The sequence below is a fragment of the Pseudoxanthomonas sp. GW2 genome, from assembly GCF_000283075.1.
Lineage (GTDB): Bacteria > Pseudomonadota > Gammaproteobacteria > Xanthomonadales > Xanthomonadaceae > Pseudoxanthomonas.
On record NZ_ALIP01000080.1, the window covers coordinates 23,531 to 47,891 of the forward strand.

Consider the following 24,361-nt stretch of genomic DNA (forward strand, 5'->3'; position numbering starts at 1 on the left):
GGCTGGGCCATCGTCGGCACCATGCACGTGACCGCCTTCGCCATGCTGCTGGCGCTGTACCGCCTGCTGCGCGGCCCCTCGGTGCCCGACCGCATCCTGGCCCTGGACACCCTCTCGGTGGCCGCGATCGCCCAGCTGATCCTGCTGGGCATGCACCTCAATACCGCGATCTACTTCGAGGCCGCGCTGATCATCGCCATGCTCGGCTTCGTCAGCACCGTGGTGCTGAGCAAGTACGTGCTGCGCAGGGACATCGTCGAATGAGCTGGGTCATCGCCATCCTGCTGGTCCTCCTGCTGGCGGCCGGCGCCTTCTTCATCCTGGTCGGCTCGATCGGCCTGGTGAAGTTCTCGGAATTCTTCAAGCGCCTGCACGCGCCGACCAAGGCCAGCACCCTGGGCGTGGGCTGCGTGCTGGCCGCCTCGATCGGCTACCACTGGCTGGGCGAGACCGACCCGCAGCCGCGCGAACTGCTGATCACCGCGTTCCTGTTCATCACCGCGCCGATCGGCGCGCACCTGATGGCCAAGGCGGCGCTGTCGCTGCATATGGCCGAACGCCCGGCGCAACCGGGCAGCGAACCGGTGGGCGAAGGTCGCGGGCCCGGCGAGGACGCCTGAGCGCGGTTCAGAGCAGCGCCAGCTCCAGCACGATCCAGGCAGCGAACACCGCCACCAGGACGCCGCCCTCGCCGCGCGACAGCCGGCGGTCGCCGCGCAGCATCGGCCAGGCCAGGGCGGCCAGGACCAGCAGCGCCGGCAGCTCCAGGCGCACGAACGAGGCCGGCAGGGCCAGCGGCTGCACCGCCGCGGTGCCGCCGACGACCAGCAGCAGGTTGCACAGGCTGGAGCCAAACACATGCCCGGCGACCATGTCGCCCTGGCCGCGCCGCGCGGCGGCGATGGCCGCGGCGATTTCCGGCAAGGTGCTGCCGATGGCCACCGGCAGCAGGCCCGCCAGCAGCGGAGTCAGGCCCCAGGCCCGGCCCAGGTCCAGGCCGGCGGACACCACCCAGCGCGCGCCGAACCACAGCAGCGGGATGGCGATGGCCAGGCGCAGCAGGTTGAGCCACGGCACGGTGCGGGTGGCGGCGTAGCCGGCGATGCCCTGTTGCACCTCCGGCGCCTCGCGGGCGGCGCGGCGCAGGACATGGGCCAGCGCCACGATGAAGGCGGCCACCAGCACCAGGCCGTCGATGCGGCCGACGTAGCCGTCCAGGCCCAGCAGCACCAGCACCAGCACCGCCGCCACCAGCAGCACCAGCTGCGGCAGCAGCAGGCGCGCGTGCAGCAGCAGCGGCGCCGCCAGCGCGGCCAGGCCCAGGGTCAGGCCGAGGTTGGCCAGGGTACTGCCGACTGCATTGCCCAGCGCCAGGTGGCCCTGCCCGATCGCGACCGCACGCAGGTTGACCGCCAGTTCCGGGATCGAGGTGGCGAACGCCAGCAGCAGCACCCCGGCCGCGAACGGGCGCAGGCCCAGTCGTTGCCCCAGCCCGGACACGCCCTTGACCGCCGAGTCGCCGCCCAGCGCCAGCAGCAGCAGGCCCAGCGCGAATCCTCCCAGTGTCGCCACCATCGCAGTCCTCCCCGCATCGGGCCGGTTCCATGCGCGCGGGCCTGCACGCGCCGGGCGCGGCGACGCTCAGCCGCAGCCCTCGACGTAGTCCACCTGCGGTGGCAGGCCCACGCGCCAGGACCGTACCTGGCCGTCGGCATCCACCTCGAACACCAGCACCGCCGGGCTGCCGTCGGCCACCACCCGCAGGTAGCGCCCGCCCTCGACGTACTTGTGCGGGGTTTCCTCCACCTGCCCCGGGTACAGGGCATGGATCTGTTCCGCGTCCATGCCGATGCGGCCACCACCGGGGGCCACCGCGCCGGCCTGGTCCACGTCCACCCGCACGAAGCGGCCGCGCTCGATCATGAAGGCCGTGCCATGGCCGTGCTGCGGGCGTGGCCGCGGGAACAGGTAGTAGCAGGCCTGCGGATCGGCCGGATCGGCATCGCCCTCCAGCCCGCCCTTCCAGAGTTCGCGCAGGGACTCGGCGCCCTCGCCAAAGCGCACCGGGCCGAAGCCCTCGAAGCTTGTGGCCAGCGTCGCCAGCGCGGAGGCTGCATGCGGCACGGTGGCCGGCGGCACGTCGGCGCCCTCGGGACCGTCGTGGCCCTCGTCCTGCGCGGACCGGGCCATCGGCTCCCAGTCCGGCTCCTCCGCCTGCGCCGCCGTGTCCGGCGGACGCGTGCACGAGGCCAGGGCCAGCGCCAGCATCAGCAGGCAGGCATCGATCTTCCTGGTCGACGACGACATGGTTCCCCCGGGACGCGTCCGCATGGCCGGAGGCTGCGCCAGCGCCCGTCAAGGCCGGGCGAAAGCGCCGGTAGACGGGCCCGGGTCCGGGCCCCGGCTCAGGCCGGGGCGCGGAAATGCTTGCGCAGCCCGGCCCAGCACTGCAGGTACTCGCGCTGGCGGTGCGGCGCGTCCATGGCCTGCGCGGTCGGACGCAGCACGGCGCGGGTCTCGAACATGAAGGCCATGGTTCCGGTGATCACGTCCGGCTTCGACAGGTCGGCGGCCGAGGCCTTCTCGAAGGTGGCCGCGTCCGGACCATGCCCGCTCATGCAGTTGTGCAGCGAACAGCCGCCCGGCACGAACCCTTCCGCCTTGGCGTCGTAGGCGCCGTGCACCAGGCCCATGAACTCGCTGGCCACGTTGCGGTGGAACCAGGGCGGGCGGAAGGTGTGCTGCGCCACCAGCCAGCGCGGCGGGAAGATCACGAAGTCGACGTTGGCCGTGCCGGGCGTGTCGCTGGGCGAGGTCAGCACGGTGAAGATCGACGGATCGGGGTGGTCGAAGCTGATCGAGCCGATGGTGTTGAAGCGGCGCAGGTCGTAGCGCCACGGCACGTGGTTGCCGTGCCAGGCGACCACGTCCAGCGGGCTGTGGTCGATCGGCGCGCGCCACAGGTGGCCCTGGAACTTGGCCACCAGCTCGAAATCGCCCTCGAGGTCCTCGTACGCGGCCACCGGCGCCTGGAAGTCGCGCGGGCTGGCCAGGCCGTTGGAACCGATCGGTCCCAGGTCCGGCAGGCGCAGCGGGGCGCCGAAGTTCTCCAGCACGTAGCCGCGCGAGGCGCCGTCCGGCAGCTCCACCCGGAAGCGGATGCCGCGCGGCACCAGTGCCACCTGCTGCGGCTCGACCTCGACCACGCCCAGCTCGGTGGCGATGCGCAGCCGGCCCTGCTGCGGCACCAGCAGCAGCTCGCCGTCGGCGTCGTAGAAGTAGCGCCCGGCCATGTCGCGGTCGGCGGCGTACAGGTGCACGCCCACGCCCGCCTGCGCCGCCGGCGAGCCGTTGCCGGCCACGGTGTACAGGCCTTCGATGAAGTCGGTGGGCTGCGCCGGCAGCGGCAGCGGGTCCCAGCGCAGCTGTTCCGGGGTCACCGGGCCGCTGCCGAAGTCGTTGTGGAAGCGCGGTTGCGCGAACGGGGCGAAGCTGCCGTGCATCGACGCCGGGCGGATCCGGTACAGCCAGCTGCGCCGGTTGTGCGCGCGCGGCGTGGTGAACGCGGTGCCGGAGATCTGCTCGGCATAGAGCCCGTGCGCCACCCGCTGCGGCGAGTTCTGCCCTTCCGGCAGGGTCCCGGGAATGGCTTCGCTGGCGAACTCGTTGCCGAAGCCGGTCATGTACTGCAGTTCAGTCACAGCGTTCATCCTCGTTCGCCCTTGCGAGCCCCTCCCCGTCCCGGGGAGGGGCTTCCCTGTCACGCTGTCAGAGGACCCCGCGGCGCATCTGGTCGCGCTCGATGCTCTCGAACAGGGCCTTGAAGTTGCCCTCGCCGAAGCCCTCGTTGCCCTTGCGCTGGATGATCTCGAAGAAGATCGGGCCGATCGCGTTCTGGGTGAAGATCTGCAGCAGCTTGCGCTTGCCGGTCTCCGGATCGGCGTCGATCAGGATGCGGTTGCGGCGCAGCCGCTCCACGTCCTCGCCGTGGTCCGGGATGCGCTGGTCGATCACCTCGAAGTAGGTGTCCGGGGTGTCGAGGAACTCGATCCCGGCCTCGCGCATCTTCTCCACCGTGGCGTAGATGTCCTCGGTGAAGCAGGCAATGTGCTGGATGCCTTCGCCGTGGTACGCCTCCAGGAACTCGTTGATCTGCGACTTGGGGTCGGCAGATTCGTTGAGCGGGATGCGCACCATGCCGTCCGGCGCGGTCATCGCCTTGGAGAACAGGCCGGTCTTGGCGCCCTTGATGTCGAAGTAGCGGATCTCGCGGAAGTTGAACAGCCGCTCGTAGTAGTCCGCCCACTTGGCCATGTTGCCCGGGTAGAGGTTGTGGGTCAGGTGGTCGATGAAGGTCAGGCCGAAGCCGGCCGGCTTCAGCTCCACGCCGGCTTCGTACTCGTAGTCCGGGTCGTGGATCGTGCCCTTGGCGTCGTAGCGGTCGACCAGGTACAGCATGCAGTTGCCGATGCCCTTGATCACCGGCGCGGCCACCGCCTTGCTCAGCTCGTCCTCGGCGGCGAACGCCTCGGCGCCGTTCTTCAGTGCCTGGGTGCGCACCCAGTCGGCCAGCTTCTTCACCCGGATGGCGAAGCCGCAGGCGCTGGGGCCGTGCTTCTCGGCGAAGCGCGCGGCGAAGGAATCCGGGTCTTCGTTCACCAGGAAGGTGCAGTCGCCCTGGCGGTAGGTGGTGATCGGGCGGGTGCGGTGGCGGGCCACGCGCACGAAGCCCAGCTTGCGGAAATAGTCGTGGAGATGTCCGGCCTGGCCGGCGGGCGCGGCGAACTCGACGAATTCGAAGCCGTCGATGCCCATCGGGTTCTCGAAGGTCGTCACCGACATGCCCACGGCGGGACCGGTGGCGGACGAAAGGACTTGCGGTTGCACGCTCATGATGGCTTCCTGATCGCTCCCCGCCGGGGAACGGGGGTCTGGGATTAGACCCTTTATAGTTACGTGTGCAACCACATGCAAGGTACCCTGCCGCAATGACTGCTACTGCCAGCCAAGACGCCACCGGGTCCGTTCCCGCCAAGGACGCATCCGGCCACGCCCAGCTCGAACTCGAGCGTTTCCTGCCCTACCGCCTCAGCGTGCTGTCCAACCGGGTCAGCCAGACGATCGCCGACATGTACCAGAAGCGTTTCGGACTGGCGATCACCGAATGGCGCGTGATGGCCGTGCTCGGGCGCTTCCCCGACCTGTCGGCCAACGAGGTCGCCGAACGCACGGCGATGGACAAGGTCGCGGTCAGCCGCGCGGTCGCGCGCCTGCTCGAGCGCAGCCTGATCAAGCGCGACATCCACAGCGACGACCGCCGCCGCTCGGTGCTGTCGCTGTCGGAGGTGGGGTACACGGTCTACGACGAGATCGCGCCGATGGCGCTGGCAGCCGAGGCGCGCCTGGTGGCCACGCTGGACGAGAACGAACGGCAGATGCTCGACCGCCTGCTGACCAAGCTCGCCGGCCCGGGCCTGACCGCCCTGCGCGAAGGGCACTGAACGCCGCCGCGGGGGAACGCGGAACAGGCGGCAGGGGACTGGAATCGGGGAAGGAGCCGGCCAGGGGCCGGATCAGGGCGCCGGGGGCGCCCAGGTCTCGAGGAATTCCCGGATGCGCGCCACGTCGGCGCGGGCGTCGTCACGCAGCAACGCGGCGCCCGGGCCGGCATGCAGGACCTGTGCGTCGGCGTCCAGTACCACCAGGTACGGCGCCGGCGCGTCGGCCGCTTCCGGGTAGGCCGCGACAAAGCCGGCATTGCCCGGCGCGCGGCGGTCCACCCGCACCCACACGAACGCCGAATTGCGGCGCGAACGAAGCGCCGCGTCGCCTTCGATCCCGGCGGCCAGCGCCTCGCAGGGCGCGCAGTCCGGCTCGCCGAACTCCAGCACGATGCGGCGGTTGCCGCGGCGCGCCTCGACCTGGGCGGTTTCCAGGTCGTCGGCGGGGTTGCGGGCCGGGTCGAACGCGGCCCGCAACCCGGCCAGGGCGGCGACGTCCGCCGCCGCCGGGGTGTTGCCGGAGGCCACCGGCTCGGGGGCGTCCGGCGCCGGCGCCTGCTGCGGCGTGGTGTCGACCGGCTGTGGCGGCCCGGCCGGGTGCCGGGAATCAACCCCGCATCCGCACAGGGCCAGGGCCGAAGCCAGCAACGCGCCGCGGGCGCCGTTCATCTCACTTCACTCCGTGCATCAGCTTCTGGATCAGCGGCGCGACCAGGAACAGCAGCACGCCGGCGCCCAGCAGCGCCCAGAAGCCGAAGGTGTAGCCGGCCAGCGCCGAGGCGGTGGTCATGCCGCCCTCGCCGCTGACGCTGGAGGCGAAGATGCCCGACAGGTTGTTGCCGATGGCGATCGACAGGAACCAGCCGCCCATGGCCAGGCCGGTCAGCTTGGCCGGGGCCAGCTTGGTGGTCATCGACAGGCCGATCGGCGACAGGCACAGCTCGCCCACCGACTGGATCACGTAGACCATGAACAGGGTCCAGAACGGGATCTTCAGCGTCTGCGGGTCAACCAGGCTGGACAGGGCGAACATCAGCAGCAGGAAGGCCAGGCCGTTGAAGATCAGGCCCAGGCCGAACTTGCGCGGGATCGACGGATTGGCGCGTCCCATCGCCACCCACAGCCAGGCCAGCACCGGGGCCAGGGTGATGATGGCGATCGAGTTGACCGACTGGAACCAGCCGACCGGGAAGATCCAGCCGCCGAAGTCGCGGTTGACGATGTTCTGGGCCAGGAAGTTGAACGAGCTGCCGGCCTGCTCGAAGAACATCCAGAACAGCACGTTGAAGCCGAAGATGATCAGCATCGCGACCACCATGTCGCGCTGCACCTTGCCCTCGCGGATGCCCTCGACCAGCAGCATGATCGCCGGGGCGATGAACAATGCGATCAGGATCCAGTTGAGCACGCCGGCGTCGATGGTCAGCAGCGAGTAGAACACCGGAATCGCGACCACCGCGCCGGCAACCACCATGGCCACGCGGCCGAGGCCGGGCGCTTCGGCCGGGGCGGCGCCGATGCCCTTGAGCTGGGCGCGGCCCAGCCAGAACCAGAACAGGCTGAACAGCATGCCGATGCCCGAGGCGATGAACACCACCTTGTACGCCGGCAGTTCCGGGCTGCCGCCGAACATGCGCTCGGCCAGCCAGCCGGTCAGGATCGGCGCGATGAAGGCGCCGAGGTTGATGCCCATGTAGAAGATGGTGAAGCCCGAGTCGCGGCGCTGGTCCTCGGGGGCGTAGAGCTTGCCGACCAGGGTCGAGATGATCGGCTTGAACAGGCCGTTGCCGACGATCACCGTGGCCAGGCCCAGCTTCAGCATCGGCTGGCTCGGCACCATGATCATGAACAGGCCGGCGGACATGAAGGCCGCGCCGACCAGGATCGAGCGCTGGTAGCCGATCAGCCGGTCGGCGACATAGCCGCCGAAGATCGCCGCGGCGTACACCAGGGCCAGGTAGGCGCCATACAGCTCGCTGGCCGGGGCCTCGCCGGCGGGGTTGCCCCTGTAGAACTCGGCGACGATGTACAGCGCCAGTGCCCAGCGCATGCCGTAGAAGGCGAAGCGCTCCCAGAACTCGGTCATGAACAGCATCCACAGGGGACGCGGATGGCCCAGGGTCTGGGGGAACTGGGGCAGGGACGGCGTGTGCGGCGGGGCCGCGACCTTGGGCTCGACGAGGTCGGCGCTCATGGATTTCCTTGCAAAGAACGGACGGGACTGCACGGCGCACGGGCGCCGGAACCGGGCGAGAATCACCGACCGGGCCTTGCCCGTCAATGCGCAACCGCGGTCAAACCCCGCCGAGCCGCAAGAAAAATCCCTTCCTGTTCAAGGTGTTGCATTGGAAACGGCCGCTCTGGCCGAAACCGGCTGGACGGCCGCTGAAGCCCACGCAGCGGTCCGGTGGGCGGACCGGAACCGTTCAGGTTCCGATGCTGGTGCGGACCTCGAACAGCTCCGGGAAGAAGGTCAGGTCCAGCGCCTCGCGCAGGAAGCCCACGCCACTGGAGCCGCCGGTGCCGCGCTTGAAGCCGATGATGCGCATGACCGTGCGCATGTGGCGGAAGCGCCAGGTCTGGAACTGGGTTTCCAGATCCACCAGGTCCTCGCTGAGCGAGTACTCACGCCAGTAGCGGTCGGTGTCCTCGTAGATGCGCTCGAACACCGGGCGCAGCGCCGGGTCGCTGACGTGCGGCTGGGTCCAGTCGCGTTCCGGGCGCAGGTACTCGCCCGGCACCGCGTGGCCGAAGCGCGCCAGGTACAGCAGGAACTCCTCGTACAGGCTGGGCCGCTCCAGCTCGGCGCGCAGCGCCGCCTGGCCTTCCGGGTCGTGGGCGAACACCTTCACCATCTCGGCGTTCTTGTTGCCCAGCAGGAACTCGATCGCGCGGTACTGCAGCGACTGGAAGCCGGAGGACGGGCCCAGCAGGTCGCGGAAGCCCATGTACTCCGACGGCGTCATCGTCTCCAGCACCGACCACTGCTCCACCAGCTGGCGCAGCACCTGCTTGCCGCGCGCCATCACCTTGCGGCACTGCCACACCTGGTCCTGCTGCATGAACGCGCGCGCGGCCTGCAGCTCGTGCATCAGCAGCTTCAGCCACAGTTCCGAGACCTGGTGCTGGATGATGAACAGCATCTCGTCGTGGTGCGCCGGCTCGGACAGCGGCCGCTGCGCGGACAGCAGGCGGTCCAGCTGCAGGTAGCCCGCATAGGTCATGCGGCCCTGCAGGTCGGTGTGGATGCCGGGTTCGAGCGGGCGCTGGTTCTTGTTCAGGGTCATCGGTCGCGGCTGGCGCGGGCGGGAGTGCGCGCAAGGGGGCAAAGCGTACCGCAGCGCAGCAGGGATAACGCGGCCGAGCCTGTCACCATTCAGGGGAACTCGACGACCGCGTCCAAGTCCATGTACTGCAAGCGTTGTTGCGCTGCACGGCGGGTTTTCTCGACCGAGTCCGTACCATGTGCAACTTTCCTGTCCGCAATCGCGCGCAAGGGTGACTCCCCCGATGACACTCGCCGCCAGCTTTGAAGTCCATTACCTGCAGTACCTCGACGCCGACGGGCGCCAGGTCCGCGACTTCCCGCAGGACCTGCGCGACCCCGCCGTGCTGCTGCCGCTGTTCAAGCGCATGCTGTTCGTGCGCGCCTTCGACAGCAAGGCCATCGCCCTGCAGCGCACCGGCAAGCTGGGCACCTATGCGCCCAGCCTGGGCCACGAGGCCACCCATGTCGGCATCGGCGCGTCGATGCGCCGCGGCGACGTGTTCGCGCCGTCGTACCGCGAGATCGGCACCATGTTCGAGCGCGGCGTGCGCCCGCGCGACATCCTGATGTACTGGGGCGGCGACGAGCGCGGCAGCGACTTCCCGCGCGACAGCGACGCGGTGGCCGACTTCCCGATCTGCGTGCCGATCTCCACCCAGTGCCTGCACGCGGCCGGCGCCGCGCTGGCGTTCAAGCTGCGCGGGCAGCCGCACGTGGCCGTGGCCACCTGCGGCGACGGCGGCACCTCCAAGACCGACTTCTACGCCGCGCTCAACTCCGCCGGCGCCTACCAGCTGCCGCTGGTGCTGGGGGTGATCAACAACGGCTGGGCGATCTCGGTGCCGCGCAAGGCCCAGACCGGCGCCCAGACCCTGGCGCAGAAGGGCATCGCCGGCGGCCTGCACGTGCTGCAGGTCGACGGCAACGACCTGGTCGCCGTGCTCGACGCGATGCACCAGGCCATGGACCGCGCGCGCGCCGGCGAGGGCGGCTCGGTGATCGAGTTCCTCACCTACCGCCTGTCCGACCACACCACCGCCGACGACGCGCGCCGCTACCGCGACGACGCCGAGGTCAAGGCCGCCTGGCAGCGCGAGCCGATCGCGCGCCTGCGCACCTGGCTCACCGCGCAGGGCGCCTGGAGCGAGGCCGAGGAGGCCGAGTGGAAGGCCGAGTGCGAGCGCCAGGTCAACGCCGAGGTCGACGCCTACCTGGCCACCACCGCGCAGCCGGTGGAAGCGATGTTCGACTACCTCTACGCCGATCCGCCGCCGGACCTGCTCGCGCAGCGCGCCGCGGCCATTGCCCTGGAGCAGCGCCATGGATGACATCCGCAGCCAGCGCGCCGAAAGCAGCAGCCTGGCCGGCGCCCACGCCGCCGCCGGCGTGGGCGATTCGGCGCCCGTCCACGCCAGTCGTGGTGGAGAACAGCCTATGAGCCAGACCCCGACCGCGACGCCGATCACCCTGATCGAGGCGATCACCCGCGCCCTGGCATGGGAACTGGAGCACGATCCGTCGGTGCTGGTGCTGGGCGAGGACGTGGGCGTCAACGGCGGCGTGTTCCGCGCCACCGCCGGCCTGCAGCAGAAGTTCGGCCCGCAGCGCGTGCTCGACACCCCGCTGGACGAGACCACCATCGCCGGCCTGTCGGTGGGCCTGGCCGCGCAGGGCATGAAGCCGGTGGCCGAGGCCCAGTTCGACGGCTTCGTCTATCCGATGCTGGACCACCTGGTCTGCCACGCCGCGCGCCTGCGCAACCGCACCCGCGGCCGCCTGCACTGCCCGATGGTGCTGCGCGTGCCGTGGGGCGGCGGCATCCGCGCGCCGGAGCACCACAGCGAGGCCAACGAGGCGATGTTCACCAACGTCCCCGGCCTGCGCGTGGTGATGCCGTCCTCGCCGCAACGCGCCTACGGCCTGCTGCTGGCCGCGATCCGCGATCCGGATCCGGTGATCTACATGGAGCCCAAGCGCATCTACCGCCAGTACAAGGAACTGGTGGCCGACGACGGCGAGGCGCTGCCGCTTGACGTGTGCTTCGTCCTGCGCGACGGCACCGACGTGACCCTGGTCGCCTGGGGCGCGCAGGTGAAGGAGGCGCTGGAGGCGGCCGAGGCGCTGGCGGCCGAAGGCATCAGCGCCGAGGTGATCGACGTGGCCACCCTGCGTCCGCTGGACTTCGCCACCATCGCCGAGTCGGTGTCGCGCACCGGCCGTTGCGTGATCGTGCAGGAGGCCCCGCGCACCGCCGGCTTCGGCGCGGAGATCGCCGCGCGCCTGGCCGAGGAGTCCATGTACGACCTGGTTGCCCCGGTGCAGCGCGTGACCGGCTGGGATACCCACATCCCGCTGTTCCGCCTGGAGATGAAGTACCTGCCCAGCGTGGAGCGGATCGTCGCCGCCGCGCGCGCCGCGATGGCCCACGGCTGAACCGTGCCGCGCGCGACCCCGTCGCGCGCGGTCCGTTACCTTGATGCCCCGGGACGGCATGCCGCGGCCGCGTGCCGCGGCCCGCTCCCGCCCGTCGATCCGCGCGATCGACCGACCGATTGAGAGAGCGACACGATGAGCCAGACCAAGACCTTCCACCTGCCCGACCTGGGCGAGGGCCTGCCGGACGCGACCATCGTCGAGTGGTTCGTCAAGGAAGGCGACACCATCCGCCTGGACGAACCGCTGGTGTCGATGGAGACCGCCAAGGCGGTGGTGGAAGTGCCCTCGCCGGTGTCCGGCAAGGTCCTGCGCCTGGCCGGCAAGGCCGGCGACGTGATCGCCACCGGCGCGATGCTGGCCGAGTTCGAGCCCGATCCCGCCCTGCCGCAGCGCGCCGAGGGCCAGGACACCGGCCACCACCACGGCGCACCGGCGAAGCCGGCCAAGGCCAGCGCCAGCGACGACGGCGGCGAGCTGGCGGTGCAGCCGGCACCGTCGGAGGCGCGCGGTGGCGACGCCGGCACCGTGGTCGGCGCGATGCAGAGCTCCGACGCCGTGCATGCCGAGCGTGCGATCGCGGTCGGCGGGGTCAAGGCGATGCCGGCGGTGCGCGCGCTGGCGCGCAAGCTGGGCGTGGACCTGGCCCGCGTTGCGCCCACCGGGCCCGAGGGCACCGTGACCCTGGCCGACGTGAAGCAGGCCGCGGCCGATCCATCCCGTCTCCTCCCCTCCCGCGCCGGAGGCACCGGGGTGGCACAGCCCACCGCACCGGCTGCCGCCTCCGCGCCCGATCCTGCCGTGCACCAGCGCACCCCCGTCTCCGCCTCCGGCCGGCCCATGCGCACCCGCCCGCCGGGCGGCGACGCCGGCGTCGCCGCCAGCGGCCAGCCCGAGCAGCTCAAGGGCGTGCGCCGCAACATGGCGCGGGTGATGGCCGACGCGCACAGCAAGGTCGTGCCGACCACACTGGTCGACGACGCCGACCTGCACGCCTGGATCGGCAGGCAGGACATCACCGCGCGCCTGGTCCGCGCGATCGTCGCCGCGTGCAAGGCGGTGCCGGCGCTCAATGCCTGGTTCGACGGCGAGGCGCTCAGCGTCACCCGCCATCCGCACGTGGACGTGGGCATCGCCGTGGACACCGACGACGGCCTGTTCGTGCCGGCCCTGCGCAATGCCGACATGCTCGACGCGCGCGGCATCCGCGCCGGCATCGACCGCCTGCGCGCGCAGGTGGAGGACCGCAGCATCCCGGCCAGCGAGCTGTCCGGCTACACCATCTCGCTGTCCAACTTCGGCATGTTCGCCGGCCGCTACGCCACCCCGGTGGTGGTGCCACCGTGCGTGGCCATCGTCGGCGCCGGCCGCCTGTCGCACGACGTGGTCGCGGTGATGGGCGGGATCGAGGTGCACCGCCGCCTGCCGATCTCGCTGACCTTCGACCACCGCGCCGCCACCGGCGGCGAGGCCGCGCGCTTCCTGCGCGCGCTGCTGGACGACATGGCCCTGCCGAACTGAGGCCGGCCGCCCGGGCTCCCCCGCCCCATGCGCGGGGGCCGGGCGTGGCGCGTGGCCGGGGGCAGGAGGCGGCGGGCGCTTCCGCCGCTTCATCCGCACCAGCCCCGCGCGGCGCTATCGTCGGGCTCCATGCCCGCCGGAGAGAGCCGCCATGCCGCACCACAGCCGCCTCAGCACCCTGGTGATCGACTGCAACGTCGATGACCTGCGCCCCGCGCTGGAGTTCTGGAGCGCGGCGCTGGGCAAGCCCATCGCCGACCCGGACGAGGACGGCGACGGCCGCTACGGCGTGCTGGCCACCGAGGAGGACGAGCCGCTCATCCTGCTGCAGAAGGTGGCGCACGAATCGCGCGTGCACCTGGACATCGAGAGCGACGACGTCGACGCCGAGGCCGACCGCCTCGAGCGCCTGGGCGCGCGCAAGATCGCCTTCGTCAAGCGCTGGTGGGTGATGGAGGCGCCCACCGGGCACCGCTTCTGCGTGGTGCGGCCGCAGCGCGAGCGCTTCGGCCGGCACCTCAATGCCTGGGATTGACCCCGCCGCTCAGCCACGCCGGCGGCTGCGGTCCAGCCACACTTCCAGGCCCTGGGCGTTGAGCTCGATGTCCATGCCCAGCAGGTCCAGCACCCCGGCCTCGTCCAGCGGCACGCCGTGGGCCTGGGCGCGCTCCAGGTAGTACTCCGACAGCGCCGCCACCAGCGCGCGGTGGCGGTCCGGGCCGCCGTCGCAGGCCTGGGCCAGCGAGACCATGGCGTCGATCTGCTCGTGCAGGTCCGCGGCCAGGCGGCGCACCTCGCCCACCGGGCCGTAGTGGGTCAGGTACATGCGCTCCGGCGCGCTTTCCAGCATGCGCCGGATCGAGGCCTGCATCGCCTCCGGCTCGAACTGCACCGGCGAGGAGGTGGGCAGGACGAAGGCGCGGCCGTCGCTGTCCAGCTGCCGGTAGGACAGGCCGAAGGTGTCGCCGGTGAACCAGCCGCGGCTGCGCTCGTCCCAGATGCACATGTGGTGGCGCGCGTGGCCGGGGGTATCCAGGCAGCGCAGGATGCGCCCGGCCAGGTCGATGGCATGGCCGTCGGCGGCCACCACCACGCGCGATTCCGGCACCGGCTCCAGGCTGCCGTAGTGGCGCGCGAACTGCTCCTCGCCGTACACCGCCATGGCCCCGGCCACCAGCCGCTGCGGATCGACCATGTGCGGCGCCGCGCGCGGATGCGCGACCAGGCGTGCGTTCGGCAGCTGGCGCATCAGCAGGCCCGCGCCGCCGGCGTGGTCGAGGTGGGCATGGGTCAGCACCACCCAGTCCACCGCCTCGGCGCCGAGCCCGGCGTCGGCCAGCGCCTGCATCAGCACCGGCACGCTGTGGTTGGTGCCGCAGTCGACGAACGCCGCCCGGCCCCGCTCGACCACCAGGTACGCGGCGTCGAAGGCAGGCCGGACGTAGCCGGTGTCGAGGGTATGGATGCCGTGCGCGGCCGCCAGCTGCTGTTGCTGCATCGGGGAGCGGGGATGTGGGGGCGATGCAGGGGAGCCTAGTCAGCCCCCCCTTGCCCGCACGATCCGGCTTTGGTCGTAGACGGCCGCCGGCGGCAGGCCACCGTTCACCTTGGTCGCGGCTCAGCCCTGCGCCGCCCAGCGCGCGGACAGGCGCATGCGCAGCGGGATCGCCAGTGCCAGCACCGCCAGGAACGCGCCGTAAGCGTAAAGCACGGCCAGCACCTGGCGCCAGATCGGGCCGGCGCCGCTGTAGGCCAGGCCCTCGTGGTAGCCCCAGTGCATGCCGCCGATGCTCAACACCAGCGCCAGGACCAGCACGATGGCGTCGAACGCACGCCGCGCGCGCGGGCGCGGCGTGCGCGGGAAGAACCAGTAAAGACCGCCCAGCACGGCGAACCAGGGCAGGAACAGCAGCAGCGACAGCCAGGCCATCAGCCGGCCTCCGCCTCGGCCAGCTGGCGCAGGGCCTCGACCACCGCGTCCACCCCGGCCACGTCGGCGCCCAGGGTGCCCACGCGCTCGCCCATCAGCCCGACCGCGCCCTGCTCCAGCGCGTGCAGGGCATTGATGCCCTCGCGGCGCAGCCGGGCGATGCGCTCGCCGGCCTCGCGCGGGGACTCGGAGCCATCACCCTGCAGCAGCACGCGGCCGTCGGCGTCGACCAGCTTGAAGTGGAAGCGGCCGTCGGCCTCGCGGTATTGCTTGAACTGCGGCAGGCGCGCCGCCGGCTTCTTCTTCGGCTTGCCGGAGCCGGCGGCGGCCGCCGCCTGGAAGCCGCCCAGGCCGACCGCGCGCTGCAGGCCGTCGAGCAGCGGCACGGTGGTCTCGCGCGCCTTGCGCGCGCCCTCCTGCAGGATCTCCTCCAGCTGCGCCGGCCTGGCGATCAGCTGCGCGTACTGCTCGCGCAGCGGCGCCACCGCTTCCTCGATGCGCAGCACCAGGCGCTGCTTGGCGTCGCCCCAGCCGATGCCCTCGGCGAAGGCGTGGCGCATCTCCTCGGCCTGTTCCGGGGTGGAGAAGGCCTGGTACAGCTGGAACAGGGCCGAGCCCTCGGTGTCCTTGGGCTCGCCAGGCGCGCGCGAGTCGGTGACGATCGACATCACCAGGCGCTTGAGTTCGGCCGGCGGTGCGAACAGCGGGATGGTGTTGTCGTAGCTCTTGGACATCTTGCGGCCATCCAGGCCCGGCAGGGTGGCCACGTTCTCGTCGATCTGCACCTCCGGCAGCACCAGCGGCTCGCCGGACTGGCCGGTGGCCTGGCGCCAGGCCTCGCCGTAGAGGTGGTTGAAGCGCTGGCCGATGTCGCGCGCCATTTCGATGTGCTGGATCTGGTCGCGGCCCACCGGCACGCGGTGCGCGCCGAAGGCGAGGATGTCGGCCGCCATCAGCACCGGGTACATGTACAGGCCGGCGGTGACGCCGGCATCCGGGTCCTCGCCCGCCTCGTTGTTCTTGTCCACCGCCGCCTTGTAGGCATGGGCGCGGTTGAGCAGGCCCTTGGCAGTGACGCAGGTCAGCAGCCAGGTCAGCTGCGGGATCTCGGGGATGTCCGACTGCCGGTAGAACACGACCTTCTGCGGATCCAGGCCGCAGGCCAGCCAGGTCGCGGCGATCTCCAGGCGCGAGCGTGCCACCCGCTGCGGATCGTCGGCCTTGATAAGGGCGTGGTAGTCGGCCAGGAAGAAGAAGCTCTCCGTGCCCGGTGCGCGCGAGGCGGCGATGGCGGGACGGATGGCCCCGGCGTAGTTGCCCAGGTGCGGGGTGCCGGTGGTGGTGATGCCGGTGAGGACGCGGACGGTCATGGTGCAGGCAAGGGGAAGAAACACGCCGATTCTACCCCCCTGCCCCGGTTGCGGCGGGCGGACACGGAAAGGCCCGGGGCGGCGGATCGCCGCGCCCGGGCCCAAGGCACCGGCCTTAGTGGCGGTAGCGCTGGTCCAGGGTGGTCTCGAAGTCGCGGACCTCGCGCTCGGCGCGGTCCTTCTCCCAGCCATAGCGCTCCTGCAACTTGCCGGCCAGGTACTCGGCATTGCCCTCGGCCACGTCGAACACGTCGTCGGTGAGGTCGCCCCACTTGGCCTTCATCTGGCCCTTCAGCTGCTTCCAGTTGCCGGCGATGATGTCGCGGTTCATGCGTGCTCCTTGTTTGGGGGTCGGGACCCGGCGGTCGCCGGGTTGGGGCCAGCATCGCCGGTTGCGCGTTTCCCGGCGGTCCAGCCGCCGTGAGTGCGCGGTTACGCGGCGCCACGCGCGGCGGAGCATTCAGGCAGACAAAAAGGCGGGGCCTTGCGGCCCCGCCTGCAACTCCATCTGCGCACGTCCTGTGCCGGGCGCGTCCTGCGCTCACCGCATCCGTTCGAGCTTCCCGCTCAGCACTTGCCGTCCTTGCAGTCCTGGGCCTTGTCCTCGAGCTTTTCCCCGCCCCGCTGGATGTCCTTGCCCGCGCCGGCCATGGTGTTGCACGCGGTCAGCGCGGAAATCGAGAACAGGCTCAGCAGGGTCAGGGCAACGATGCGCTTCATGGTGGGCTCCCTTTTCGGTCCCGCGCGCCACGCACGGGATGGGCCCCACTTTTCCGGGAACGCCGTCGAACCGGCGTGAAACCGCGCGGCGGCGGACGCGACTGGTGCTCAGTCGCGCATCAGCGTGGACTTGCCGAACAGGCTCTCGACCAGGTCCACCGCCAGCTCGGCGGTGGCGTTGCGGTTGTCCAGCACCGGGTTGAGCTCGACGATGTCCAGCGAACCCATGCGCCCGGTGTCGGCGATCATTTCCATCACCAGCTGCGCCTCGCGGTAGTTCACCCCGCCGGGCACGGTGGTGCCCACGCCCGGGGCGATGCCCGGGTCGAGGAAGTCCACGTCGAAGCTCACGTGCAGGTGGGTGTCCGCGTCCACGCCTTCCAGCGCCTGCTGCATCACCGCCTTCATCCCGACCTCGTCGATGTAGCGCATGTCGTAGATGTCCAGGCCATGCTGCTTGACCAGGCGCTTTTCCTCCGGATCCACCGAGCGGATGCCGATCTGCCGCACCTGCGCCGGGGTGATGGCCGGGCCCTCGCCACCGAGGCGGGTGAGCGCGTCCGGGCCGATGCCGCACAGGCAGGCCACCGGCATGCCGTGCACGTTGCCGGAAGGGGTGACCTCGCTGGTGTTGAAGTCCGCGTGCGCGTCCAGCCACAGCACCCGCAGCTTCTTCCCGGCCTGGCGGCAGTGCTGGGCGACCGCGGCGATCGAGCCGATCGCCAAGCAGTGGTCGCCGCCGAGCATCACCGGCATGCGTCCGCGCCGCAGCTCGGCCAGGGTGGCCTGCATCAGCGCGCGGTTCCATTCCACCACCTGCTCCAGGTGGCGGTAGCCGCCCACCGGTGGCTGCCAGGGGTTGGGCGGGCCGGCGAGGTTGCCGGTGTCGAGCACGTCCACGCCGCGCGCGGCCAAGGCCTGGCCGATACCGGCGATGCGCAGCGCATCCGGGCCAAGCGACGCGCCGCGGTGCCCGGCGCCGATGTCGGTGGGAACGCCGATGAGGGAAACAGGGGGATAACTGCGGGCCATGACGGTATCCGTTGAAACCTTTTCCCGAGTCTAGCCGGGTGACCGTACGGACACGCGCCGCGCTGCAGCAGACGCCGGATTCACGCCCACGGTGCTATTGAAGGGACATGCCGACCACCCTGACGCCTCCCGTCGCTCCTTCGTCCCCACCCCTGCCGGCCAGTTTCCTGCCGGCCATGGCCACCGCGGACGAACCGCCGCCGTTCAACGTGCCCCTGACCGTACTGGCCGAAGCCAACGGCCGCAGCGAGATCTTCCACGGGTTCCACGACGGCGAGGCCTGGTATGCCTACGACCTGCCAGCCAGCGGGCAGTGGCAGGTGGTGGCCTGGCAGGCCGGCTACCGGCCATGGCCGCCGGGCTTGCCGGATGGCGTGCGGTTGCCGGTCCCGGCGCCGTTGCACCGGACCTGCGGGCTGGTGCCCTGAGCGTCGTCCCGGCAGCTGCCGGGAGCGGAAAGTGGTGCCGCTTGTCCGGATCGAACGGACGACCTACCGCTTACAAGGCGGTTGCTCTACCAGCTGAGCTAAAGCGGCGCGGCCGGCGATTCTAGCGCAGGCGTCCGCGCATCGTCCGCCAGGCCGGGGATGCGGCTGCAATCGATCTGGCGCGCTTCGCCCGCCTGGGCGCGCACTTCCTCCGGCCGTGCGGTGGCCAGCAGCAGCCACCAGCGCGGAGGCGTGGCCCGGCCGGCAGTGCGCAGCTCGGCCGGAAAGCCAAGCTGGCGCATGGCCGCGACCCGGCGCTCGGCCATGTCGCGGTTGCGGAAGGTGCCCAGCGCCACCGCGTTGGCCTCGCCGCCCTGGTGCAGCACCAGCACGTCGTCGAAGCCGGCACCCCGCAGGCGGCGCACCGTGGCTTCGGCCTCCTCGCGGCTGGGGACCGGGGGCAACAGCACCCGGTACATCTCCGCATCGCCCGGTTCCTCCTCGACCTGCAGGCCCAGCAACAGCGGCTGCAGCCGCGCGCTGATGCCATTGGCCGCGGCGCGGCTGCGGAACGGGCCGGCGCGCAGGCAGGTGTGTGCGGGCGCGGCCGGCTGCAGCGCAGGCGCCGGGGCCGCGGCGGCATCGAGGGTGCGCACGATTTCCAGCGGGGCGATGCCCGGCGGCGTGGCCGGCACCGAGGCCGGCGCTGGTTCGGGGCGCAGCAGCCACCAGGCGGCCACGCCGAGGTTGAGGACGGCCAGGACGACGATGAGGGCGCGGGCGATCATGCCCCGATTCTAGGGGAGCACCGCAGCGCGGTGGCCGCCGGCGGTCAGGAGGATGCCGCCGCGTCCAGCTGCGCTCGCGCCCAGATCGCCAGGCCTTCGATCACCAGCGCCGGCCGCAGCCGTGCCTGCGGCAGCAGCGGCGCCAGCGCCCCGGCACCGCCGCCATGCAGCAGCAGCGCCGGCTCGCGCCCCAGGCGCAGGCGCGCCTGCTCCAGCGAGCGCAGCACCAGGGCCACCGCGGCGCCGTCGCAGCCGGAGGCCAGCGCGTCGGCGGTATCGTCGGCGAACTCGGCATAGGCACCGCCGCTGGCCGGAAGCTGCGCCGCGCGCGCGTGCAGCATCTCGCGCATCAGGGTCGGCGAGGGCGCGATGCGGCCACCGTGGTGGCGCCCGCCGGCGTCAAGCAGATCGATGGTCAGGGCGGTGCCGACCCCGGCCAGCAGCACGTCGCCGCCGTCCCGGTGCGCGGCCAGCAGCGCCAGGAAACGGTCCACGCCAAACCGCTCCGGGTTCGGATAGGCCACCCGCACCCCGGCGCATTCGGCCTGGGTGCGGGCCAGATGCACCTCGTCGAAGGCCGCGTGCAGGCGTTCCAGCACCGCCGCGGTCATGGCTGGACCGGCGACGCTGGCCACCCAGGCCCGGCGTCCGCGCGGGACCGGGGCGCGGTGCAGGTCCTCGCCATGCGGCCAGGCCTGGGCCTCGCCCGGTGCGCCGCCGTCCCAGGGGGCGGCCTTGAAGCGCGTGTTGCCCAGGTCGAACAGCCAGTCGCTCATTGCCTTCTCACGCTGCCCTCGCCGGCATGCACGCGGCGCTCGCCGGCGCTGGTGGCCACCCGCAGGGCCCCATCCGCGGCCAGGCCCAGGGCCTGTCCCTCGAAGTCGCCGCGGCTGTCCAGCACCCGCACCGGATGCCCGGCCAGCACGTCCAGCGCGGCGTAGCGGTCCAGGAACGGCGCCAGGCCCTCCTCGTCGAACAGTTCCAGCGCCGGCAGCAACGCGTCCAGCACGGCGATGGCCACCGCATTGCGCGACGGTACCCTGCCGCCAAGCCGGGCCAGGTCGGTCCACGGCTGGTCGATGCCGTCGGCCGGCCCGAGGTCGACGTTGATGCCGATCCCGACCACCGCGTGCACCGGACCGCCGTGCTCGCCGCCGCCCTCGACCAGCAGGCCGCCCAGCTTGCGGCCGTCGGCCACCAGGTCGTTGGGCCACTTCAGTCCGACCTCGGCATGGCCGCAGCCACGCAGGGCCTCGGCCACCGCCACCCCGGCCACCAGGCTCAGCCCGCCGAGGCGGGCCAGGCCGCCCTGGAAGCCACGCCGCACCGACATGCAGACCTGCCCACCCAGCGGCGACACCCAGCGCCGGCCCAGCCGGCCGCGGCCGGCGTTCTGGCGCTCGGCCAGCAGCACCTCCACCCCGGGACGCGGCGGCCGCCGCAGCAGTTCGGTATTGGTCGAATCCAGGCTCCAGGCCACGTCCAGTGCGTGCAGCGAAGCGGCGGCCCGCGGCGCCAGCCCGGCGCGCAGGCGCGCCGCATCCAGCAGCTCCAGCGGGCTGTCGAGCACGTAACCGCGCCCGGGCCGGGCCTCGATCCGCGCCCCGGCCGCCCGCAGGCCTTCGATGCGCTTCCACACCGCCGCGCGGGTGATGCCGGCGTCGCGTGCCAGCACGTCGCCCGAACTTCCGCCGGCGGCCAGCCGCCGCAGCAGCTCCCGATCGTCCACACCCTGCTCCGTGAATACTGCGTAGCGGGCGATTATCCGGCATCCGCCGCCCCCGCGTCCGGCGCACGGTCCCGATCCGCGCTATATTCGGGATCTTGCCCGGCCAACCGGACCGACCCATGCGCCGATTCGCCCCGCTCCTGCTGCTGACCATCCCGAGCCTGTGCTGGGCCAGCCCCGAGCTGCCGGGGCCGGAACAGAAGCACGGCGCCTGCGTCTATGCCCGTCCGGACACCACCGCGGCCGCACCCGCCGGGGACGAGGCGCCGCAGGCGCGGCCAACGGTGCCGGCGGCGGCACGCACCACCCCGCGCGCCAGCGCTGGTGGCGGCGGCGGCGATTCGGACGCGGTCATGCCGCGCGCCCGCGGCGGCCGCTGGCACAGCTTCCTCCCGGGAATGTTCCGCTGATCCGCAGGCTTTCGCGCTGGCTGCGCCTGGGTGCGGCACCCATCGACGAGGACCTCTGGCAGCACGCCTGCCAGGCCCTGCCGTGGGCGCGCGGGCTGGACCCGGAGCGCCGCGAACGCCTGCGCGCGCTGGCGACCCGCTTCCTGCACGAGAAGACCATCACCCCGCTGGGCGGGCTGGAGCTGGCGCCCGCCGAGCAGGTGCTGCTGGCGGCGCTGTGCTGCCTGCCGCTGCTGGAGTTCGGCGCCAGCGGGCTGCGTGGCTGGTCGCAACTGCTGGTCTACCCGGATGCGTTCCGGGTGCGCCGCAGCCACGTCGACGCGGCCGGCGTGCTGCACGAATGGGACGACGAACTGGCCGGCGAGGCCTGGGACCATGGCCCGCTGGTGCTGTCCTGGGCCGACGTGCAGGCCGACCTGGAGGAGCCTGACACCGGCTATTGCGTGGCCGTGCACGAGATGGCGCACAAGCTGGACGTGCTGGACGGCGAGCTGGACGGCACCCCGCCCCTGCCCGCCGCCTGGCACCGGCAATGGGCGCGCGATTTCCAGCGCGCGTACGACGGCTTCTGCGCCGAGGTCGACGCCGGCGCGGAGACCGCGATCGACCCGTACGCGGCCGAGGCACCGGAGGAATTCTTCGCGGTGGCCACCGAGTACCACTTCTCCGCACCAGCAGTGCTGGAGCAGGAGATGCCGGAAGTGGCCGCGCACCTGGCCCGCTTCTACGGCCCCTCGCCCCTGCGCGCCGCGTAGCCCGGACAAGCGAAGCGCATCGGGCTACGCCCTTGCGAATCCCGAATCACCAATCCCGAATCCCGGCTCTCAAAGCCCCGGCGGCAAGGTGACCTCGAAGCGCGCCCCGCCCAGCTCCTGGGAACGGGTGACCTGCAGTTCGCCGCGGTAGTCGCGCACCAGGTCCTGCACGATCGACAGGCCGATGCCGTGGCCCTGCACGCGCTCGTCGCCGCGCACGCCGCGCTGCAGCACCTTGGCCACGTCCTCCGGGGCGATGCCGGGGCCGTCGTCGTCCACCGCCAGCAGCAGGCCGGCGCGGCGGTTGGGCGCGGTCGGGCCCGGGCGCGCGGTCAGCACCACGCGGCGGTTGGCCCACTTGAACGCGTTCTCCAGCAAGTTGCCGAGCAGTTCCTGCAGGTCGCCGGCCTCGCCGTAGAAACGCGCGTCCGGGGCGATGTCGAACTCGCACAGCACGCCCTTGCGCGCGTAGACCTTCTCCAGGCCGCGCACGATCTCCTCGGCGGTGGACTCGATCGGCACCGGCGCGGAGAACAGCTTGTGGCCGCTGGAGGCGGCGCGCGCCAGCTGGTAGGAGACCAGATCGTTCATGCGCCGCAGCTGCACGTCCAGTTCCTGGCGCAGGGTCTCCTCCGGGCCGCCGGAATCCAGCTGGGTGCGCAGCACCGCCAGCGGCGTCTTCAGGCTGTGCGCCAGGTCGGCCAGGGTGTTGCGCTGGCGCTCCAGGTTCTCGCGCTCGGAGTCGATCAGCGCGTTGATGCTCTCGGTCAGCGGCTCCAGCTCGCGCGGGTGGTGCTCGCTCATGCGCTGCAGCTGGCCGCGCTGGACCTTGGTCAGCTCGGCGATCACCCGCTGCAGCGGGCGCAGGCTCCACTGCAGGATCAGCGCCTGCAGCAGCAGCAGGATCAGGCCGGCGCTGCCGAGGTTCATCCACAGCGCGCCGCGGAACACGCGCACCTGGGCATCCAGGGTCTGCGTGTCCTCCATGACGTAGATGGTGTACGGGAACTCGGCCTCGGGCCCGCGCTCGCCCCAGACCAGGCCGATGCCGTAGCGGTAGACCTCGCCGGCGGTGCCGTCGATCTGGGTCACCTGCAGCGGGCCGTCGAAGCGCTCCTCGCGCGGCTCGAGGATGTCGCCCGGGTCCGGCAGCAGCGGACCTTCGGCCGACATCGAGGCCCAGCGCCCGTCGGGCAGCACCACTTCGGCGTACAGGCCGCTGCCGGGACGGTGGAAGCGCGGATCGGGTCCGACCTCGGGCGTGTACAGCGAACCGTCGCGGCCGAAGTCGATGTTGTCCGCGTACGCCATGGCGTAGCTCTTCAGCCGCTGGCGCAGGTTGTTCTGGGCGGTCTCGGCGAAGGAGCGGTCCAGGGCCACGCCGGCCAGCATCAGGAAGGCGACCAGGCCGATGCTGGCCGCCATGAGCTGGCGGGCCTTGAGCGAACGCGGCCGCCAGGGGCGGAACCGGGGCCTGGTGCTCCCTTCCACGAGACCCGGCTACCGCGGCTCAGCCTTCGTTGCGCGGGATCGCGAAACGGTAGCCGCGGCCGCGCACGGTCTCGATCGGCTTCAGCTCGCCTTCCGGGTCGAGCTTCTTGCGCAGGCGGCCGATGAAGACTTCCAGCACGTTGGAGTCGCGGTCGAAGTCCTGCTGGTAGATGTGCTCGGTGAGGTCGGCCTTCGAGACCAGCTCCCCGGCGTGCATCATCAGGTACTCCAGCACCTTGTACTCGTAGCTGGTGAGGTCGACGTTGCTGCCGTGCACGGTGACCGTCTGCGCGGCCAGGTCCAGCGCCACCGGGCCGCACTCCAGCACCGGCTTGCTCCAGCCGGCGGCGCGGCGCACCAGCGCGTTGAGGCGCGCCAGCAGCTCCTCGACGTGGAACGGCTTGACCAGATAGTCATCGGCGCCCTGCTTGAGGCCCTCGACCTTGTCCTGCCAGCTCGAGCGCGCGGTCAGGATCAGCACCGGGAAGTTCTTGCCCTCGTCGCGCAGCGCCTTGATCAGTTCCATGCCCGACATCTTGGGCAGGCCCAGGTCAATGATGGCCACGTCGAACGGGACCTCGCGCCCCATGTACAGGCCTTCCTCGCCGTCCTGCGCGGCATCCACCGCGAAGCCCTCGCGCTTGAGGCGCGCGGCCAGGGTCTCCCGCAGCGGGGCCTCGTCTTCGACCAGAAGGATTCGCATGCACTCTCCCTGAGTTGCAGTGTGGGACCGGCCTTTGGCCGGGGCCCCATCGTCTAGCGGGTTTCGTGATCGTCGCGTCGCGATGCGCGGCGGCCCCGCTCGCCGGGGCCCGGGTCATCCATATAGCGGACCCGGCCGCGATCGTCCATGTACTTCACGCGGGTGATGTTGCGCCCCTCGTAGGGCACCAGCTCGGCGCCCAGGATCTGGCCGCCGGTGGAGCGCTGCACGAAGCGTACTGCCTCCGAGAGCGAGCGGCGCGATGCCCGCAGCTCGGCGGCG

Annotated in this window: 27 protein-coding genes, 1 tRNA gene and 1 pseudogene; 9 read left to right on the forward strand and 20 right to left on the reverse strand. The window is 71.6% G+C overall.

Annotated features, from left to right (window positions below):
- Positions 1 to 21 precede the first annotated feature (21 nt).
- Together B351_RS0105270 and B351_RS0105275 are read left to right on the forward strand one after the other, a co-directional pair.
- Positions 22 to 264, forward strand: coding sequence for a K+/H+ antiporter subunit F (locus B351_RS0105270; protein ID WP_232207892.1), 243 nt, complete (start codon positions 22 to 24; stop codon positions 262 to 264).
- The gene (locus tag B351_RS0105275; RefSeq protein ID WP_019398003.1) at positions 261 to 620 is read left to right on the forward strand and encodes a Na+/H+ antiporter subunit G; all 360 of its coding nucleotides are present in this window, start codon (positions 261 to 263) and stop codon (positions 618 to 620) included. Before B351_RS0105270 ends, B351_RS0105275 begins: the two co-directional genes overlap by 4 nt.
- A gap of 7 nt (positions 621 to 627) precedes the next feature.
- Here the strand turns inward: B351_RS0105275 and B351_RS0105280 are convergent, their stop codons facing one another.
- The 4 genes from B351_RS0105280 to hppD form a co-directional block, all read right to left on the reverse strand.
- Positions 628 to 1,575: a sodium:calcium antiporter gene (locus B351_RS0105280; RefSeq protein ID WP_019398004.1), complete on the reverse strand. Its 948-nt coding sequence runs from the start codon at positions 1,573 to 1,575 to the stop codon at positions 628 to 630.
- Between the two features lie 66 nt (positions 1,576 to 1,641).
- On the reverse strand, positions 1,642 to 2,307 hold the full coding sequence (locus B351_RS0105285; RefSeq protein ID WP_019398005.1) for a hypothetical protein: 666 nt from the start codon (positions 2,305 to 2,307) through the stop codon (positions 1,642 to 1,644).
- Between the two features lie 98 nt (positions 2,308 to 2,405).
- On the reverse strand, positions 2,406 to 3,710 hold the full coding sequence (gene hmgA / locus B351_RS0105290; RefSeq protein WP_037035030.1) for a homogentisate 1,2-dioxygenase: 1,305 nt from the start codon (positions 3,708 to 3,710) through the stop codon (positions 2,406 to 2,408).
- Between the two features lie 58 nt (positions 3,711 to 3,768).
- Positions 3,769 to 4,893, reverse strand: coding sequence for a 4-hydroxyphenylpyruvate dioxygenase (gene hppD / locus B351_RS0105295; protein ID WP_026010391.1), 1,125 nt, complete (start codon positions 4,891 to 4,893; stop codon positions 3,769 to 3,771).
- A gap of 95 nt (positions 4,894 to 4,988) precedes the next feature.
- On the opposite strand from hppD, the gene B351_RS0105300 reads away from it, so the two are divergent.
- The gene (locus B351_RS0105300) at positions 4,989 to 5,501 is read left to right on the forward strand and encodes a MarR family winged helix-turn-helix transcriptional regulator (protein WP_019398008.1); all 513 of its coding nucleotides are present in this window, start codon (positions 4,989 to 4,991) and stop codon (positions 5,499 to 5,501) included.
- A 72-nt stretch (positions 5,502 to 5,573) separates the two neighbouring features.
- Here the strand turns inward: B351_RS0105300 and B351_RS0105305 are convergent, their stop codons facing one another.
- From B351_RS0105305 to B351_RS0105315, 3 genes are all read right to left on the reverse strand, one after another.
- The gene (locus B351_RS0105305; RefSeq protein WP_019398009.1) at positions 5,574 to 6,170 is read right to left on the reverse strand and encodes a hypothetical protein; all 597 of its coding nucleotides are present in this window, start codon (positions 6,168 to 6,170) and stop codon (positions 5,574 to 5,576) included.
- A gap of 1 nt (position 6,171) precedes the next feature.
- On the reverse strand, positions 6,172 to 7,695 hold the full coding sequence (locus B351_RS0105310; protein WP_019398010.1) for a peptide MFS transporter: 1,524 nt from the start codon (positions 7,693 to 7,695) through the stop codon (positions 6,172 to 6,174).
- 232 nt (positions 7,696 to 7,927) lie between these two features.
- Positions 7,928 to 8,788: a tryptophan 2,3-dioxygenase gene (locus B351_RS0105315; protein WP_019398011.1), complete on the reverse strand. Its 861-nt coding sequence runs from the start codon at positions 8,786 to 8,788 to the stop codon at positions 7,928 to 7,930.
- A gap of 223 nt (positions 8,789 to 9,011) precedes the next feature.
- On the opposite strand from B351_RS0105315, the gene pdhA reads away from it, so the two are divergent.
- The 4 genes from pdhA to B351_RS0105335 all read left to right on the forward strand — a co-directional run bounded on the left by pdhA (position 9,012) and on the right by B351_RS0105335 (position 13,258).
- The gene (gene pdhA / locus B351_RS0105320) at positions 9,012 to 10,097 is read left to right on the forward strand and encodes a pyruvate dehydrogenase (acetyl-transferring) E1 component subunit alpha (RefSeq protein WP_019398012.1); all 1,086 of its coding nucleotides are present in this window, start codon (positions 9,012 to 9,014) and stop codon (positions 10,095 to 10,097) included.
- Positions 10,090 to 11,202, forward strand: coding sequence for an alpha-ketoacid dehydrogenase subunit beta (locus tag B351_RS0105325; RefSeq protein WP_019398013.1), 1,113 nt, complete (start codon positions 10,090 to 10,092; stop codon positions 11,200 to 11,202). Before pdhA ends, B351_RS0105325 begins: the two co-directional genes overlap by 8 nt.
- 135 nt (positions 11,203 to 11,337) lie before the next feature.
- Complete coding sequence (locus B351_RS0105330; RefSeq protein WP_019398014.1) at positions 11,338 to 12,723, forward strand: dihydrolipoamide acetyltransferase family protein; 1,386 nt, start codon at positions 11,338 to 11,340, stop codon at positions 12,721 to 12,723.
- 151 nt (positions 12,724 to 12,874) lie between these two features.
- Complete coding sequence (locus B351_RS0105335) at positions 12,875 to 13,258, forward strand: VOC family protein (protein ID WP_019398015.1); 384 nt, start codon at positions 12,875 to 12,877, stop codon at positions 13,256 to 13,258.
- A 9-nt stretch (positions 13,259 to 13,267) separates the two neighbouring features.
- On the opposite strand, the gene B351_RS0105340 is transcribed toward B351_RS0105335, so the two are convergent.
- From B351_RS0105340 to rocF, 6 genes are all read right to left on the reverse strand, one after another.
- Positions 13,268 to 14,221 (reverse strand): MBL fold metallo-hydrolase, encoded by a 954-nt coding sequence (locus B351_RS0105340; protein WP_019398016.1) that lies wholly within the window; start codon positions 14,219 to 14,221, stop codon positions 13,268 to 13,270.
- Positions 14,222 to 14,341: 120 nt separating this feature from the next.
- Entirely contained in the window at positions 14,342 to 14,653 is a 312-nt protein-coding gene (locus tag B351_RS0105345) for a hypothetical protein (RefSeq protein WP_019398017.1), read from the reverse strand.
- Entirely contained in the window at positions 14,653 to 16,023 is a 1,371-nt protein-coding gene (locus B351_RS0105350; protein ID WP_019398018.1) for a tryptophan--tRNA ligase, read from the reverse strand. Before B351_RS0105350 ends, B351_RS0105345 begins: the two co-directional genes overlap by 1 nt.
- A gap of 115 nt (positions 16,024 to 16,138) precedes the next feature.
- Positions 16,139 to 16,354 (reverse strand): CsbD family protein, encoded by a 216-nt coding sequence (locus tag B351_RS0105355; RefSeq protein ID WP_019398019.1) that lies wholly within the window; start codon positions 16,352 to 16,354, stop codon positions 16,139 to 16,141.
- Between the two features lie 236 nt (positions 16,355 to 16,590).
- Positions 16,591 to 16,743, reverse strand: a complete 153-nt coding sequence (locus tag B351_RS0105360) for an entericidin A/B family lipoprotein (protein ID WP_019398020.1) — start codon at positions 16,741 to 16,743, stop codon at positions 16,591 to 16,593.
- A 108-nt stretch (positions 16,744 to 16,851) separates the two neighbouring features.
- Positions 16,852 to 17,775 carry an arginase gene (gene rocF / locus B351_RS0105365; RefSeq protein ID WP_019398021.1) on the reverse strand — a complete coding sequence of 308 codons (924 nt, stop codon included), beginning with the start codon at positions 17,773 to 17,775 and terminating at the stop codon, positions 16,852 to 16,854.
- A gap of 107 nt (positions 17,776 to 17,882) precedes the next feature.
- Between rocF and B351_RS16260 the strand changes: the two genes are divergently transcribed.
- Positions 17,883 to 18,203 (forward strand): hypothetical protein, encoded by a 321-nt coding sequence (locus tag B351_RS16260; RefSeq protein ID WP_037035032.1) that lies wholly within the window; start codon positions 17,883 to 17,885, stop codon positions 18,201 to 18,203.
- Positions 18,204 to 18,235: 32 nt separating this feature from the next.
- On the opposite strand, the gene B351_RS0105375 is transcribed toward B351_RS16260, so the two are convergent.
- The 4 genes from B351_RS0105375 to birA form a co-directional block, all read right to left on the reverse strand.
- A tRNA-Thr gene (locus B351_RS0105375) sits at positions 18,236 to 18,311 on the reverse strand.
- Positions 18,302 to 18,991, reverse strand: coding sequence for an SPOR domain-containing protein (locus B351_RS17250; protein WP_026010392.1), 690 nt, complete (start codon positions 18,989 to 18,991; stop codon positions 18,302 to 18,304). Before B351_RS17250 ends, B351_RS0105375 begins: the two co-directional genes overlap by 10 nt.
- Before the next feature lie 44 nt (positions 18,992 to 19,035).
- On the reverse strand, positions 19,036 to 19,767 hold the full coding sequence (locus tag B351_RS0105385; protein WP_019398023.1) for a type III pantothenate kinase: 732 nt from the start codon (positions 19,765 to 19,767) through the stop codon (positions 19,036 to 19,038).
- A complete protein-coding gene (gene birA, locus B351_RS0105390) occupies positions 19,764 to 20,720 on the reverse strand; it encodes a bifunctional biotin--[acetyl-CoA-carboxylase] ligase/biotin operon repressor BirA (protein WP_019398024.1) in 957 nt (318 codons plus the stop codon). The genes B351_RS0105385 and birA overlap by 4 nt, the downstream gene beginning before the upstream one ends.
- A gap of 376 nt (positions 20,721 to 21,096) precedes the next feature.
- On the opposite strand from birA, the gene B351_RS0105400 reads away from it, so the two are divergent.
- Positions 21,097 to 21,885, forward strand: a complete 789-nt coding sequence (locus tag B351_RS0105400) for a zinc-dependent peptidase (protein WP_026010393.1) — start codon at positions 21,097 to 21,099, stop codon at positions 21,883 to 21,885.
- Positions 21,886 to 21,954: 69 nt separating this feature from the next.
- On the opposite strand, the gene B351_RS0105405 is transcribed toward B351_RS0105400, so the two are convergent.
- The 3 genes and pseudogenes from B351_RS0105405 to B351_RS16265 form a co-directional block, all read right to left on the reverse strand.
- Positions 21,955 to 23,310, reverse strand: coding sequence for an ATP-binding protein (locus B351_RS0105405; RefSeq protein ID WP_019398027.1), 1,356 nt, complete (start codon positions 23,308 to 23,310; stop codon positions 21,955 to 21,957).
- Between the two features lie 85 nt (positions 23,311 to 23,395).
- Positions 23,396 to 24,079, reverse strand: a complete 684-nt coding sequence (locus tag B351_RS0105410; protein ID WP_019398028.1) for a response regulator transcription factor — start codon at positions 24,077 to 24,079, stop codon at positions 23,396 to 23,398.
- Positions 24,080 to 24,132: 53 nt separating this feature from the next.
- Positions 24,133 to 24,361 (reverse strand): annotated as a pseudogene (locus B351_RS16265) (hypothetical protein); the annotation flags it as partial.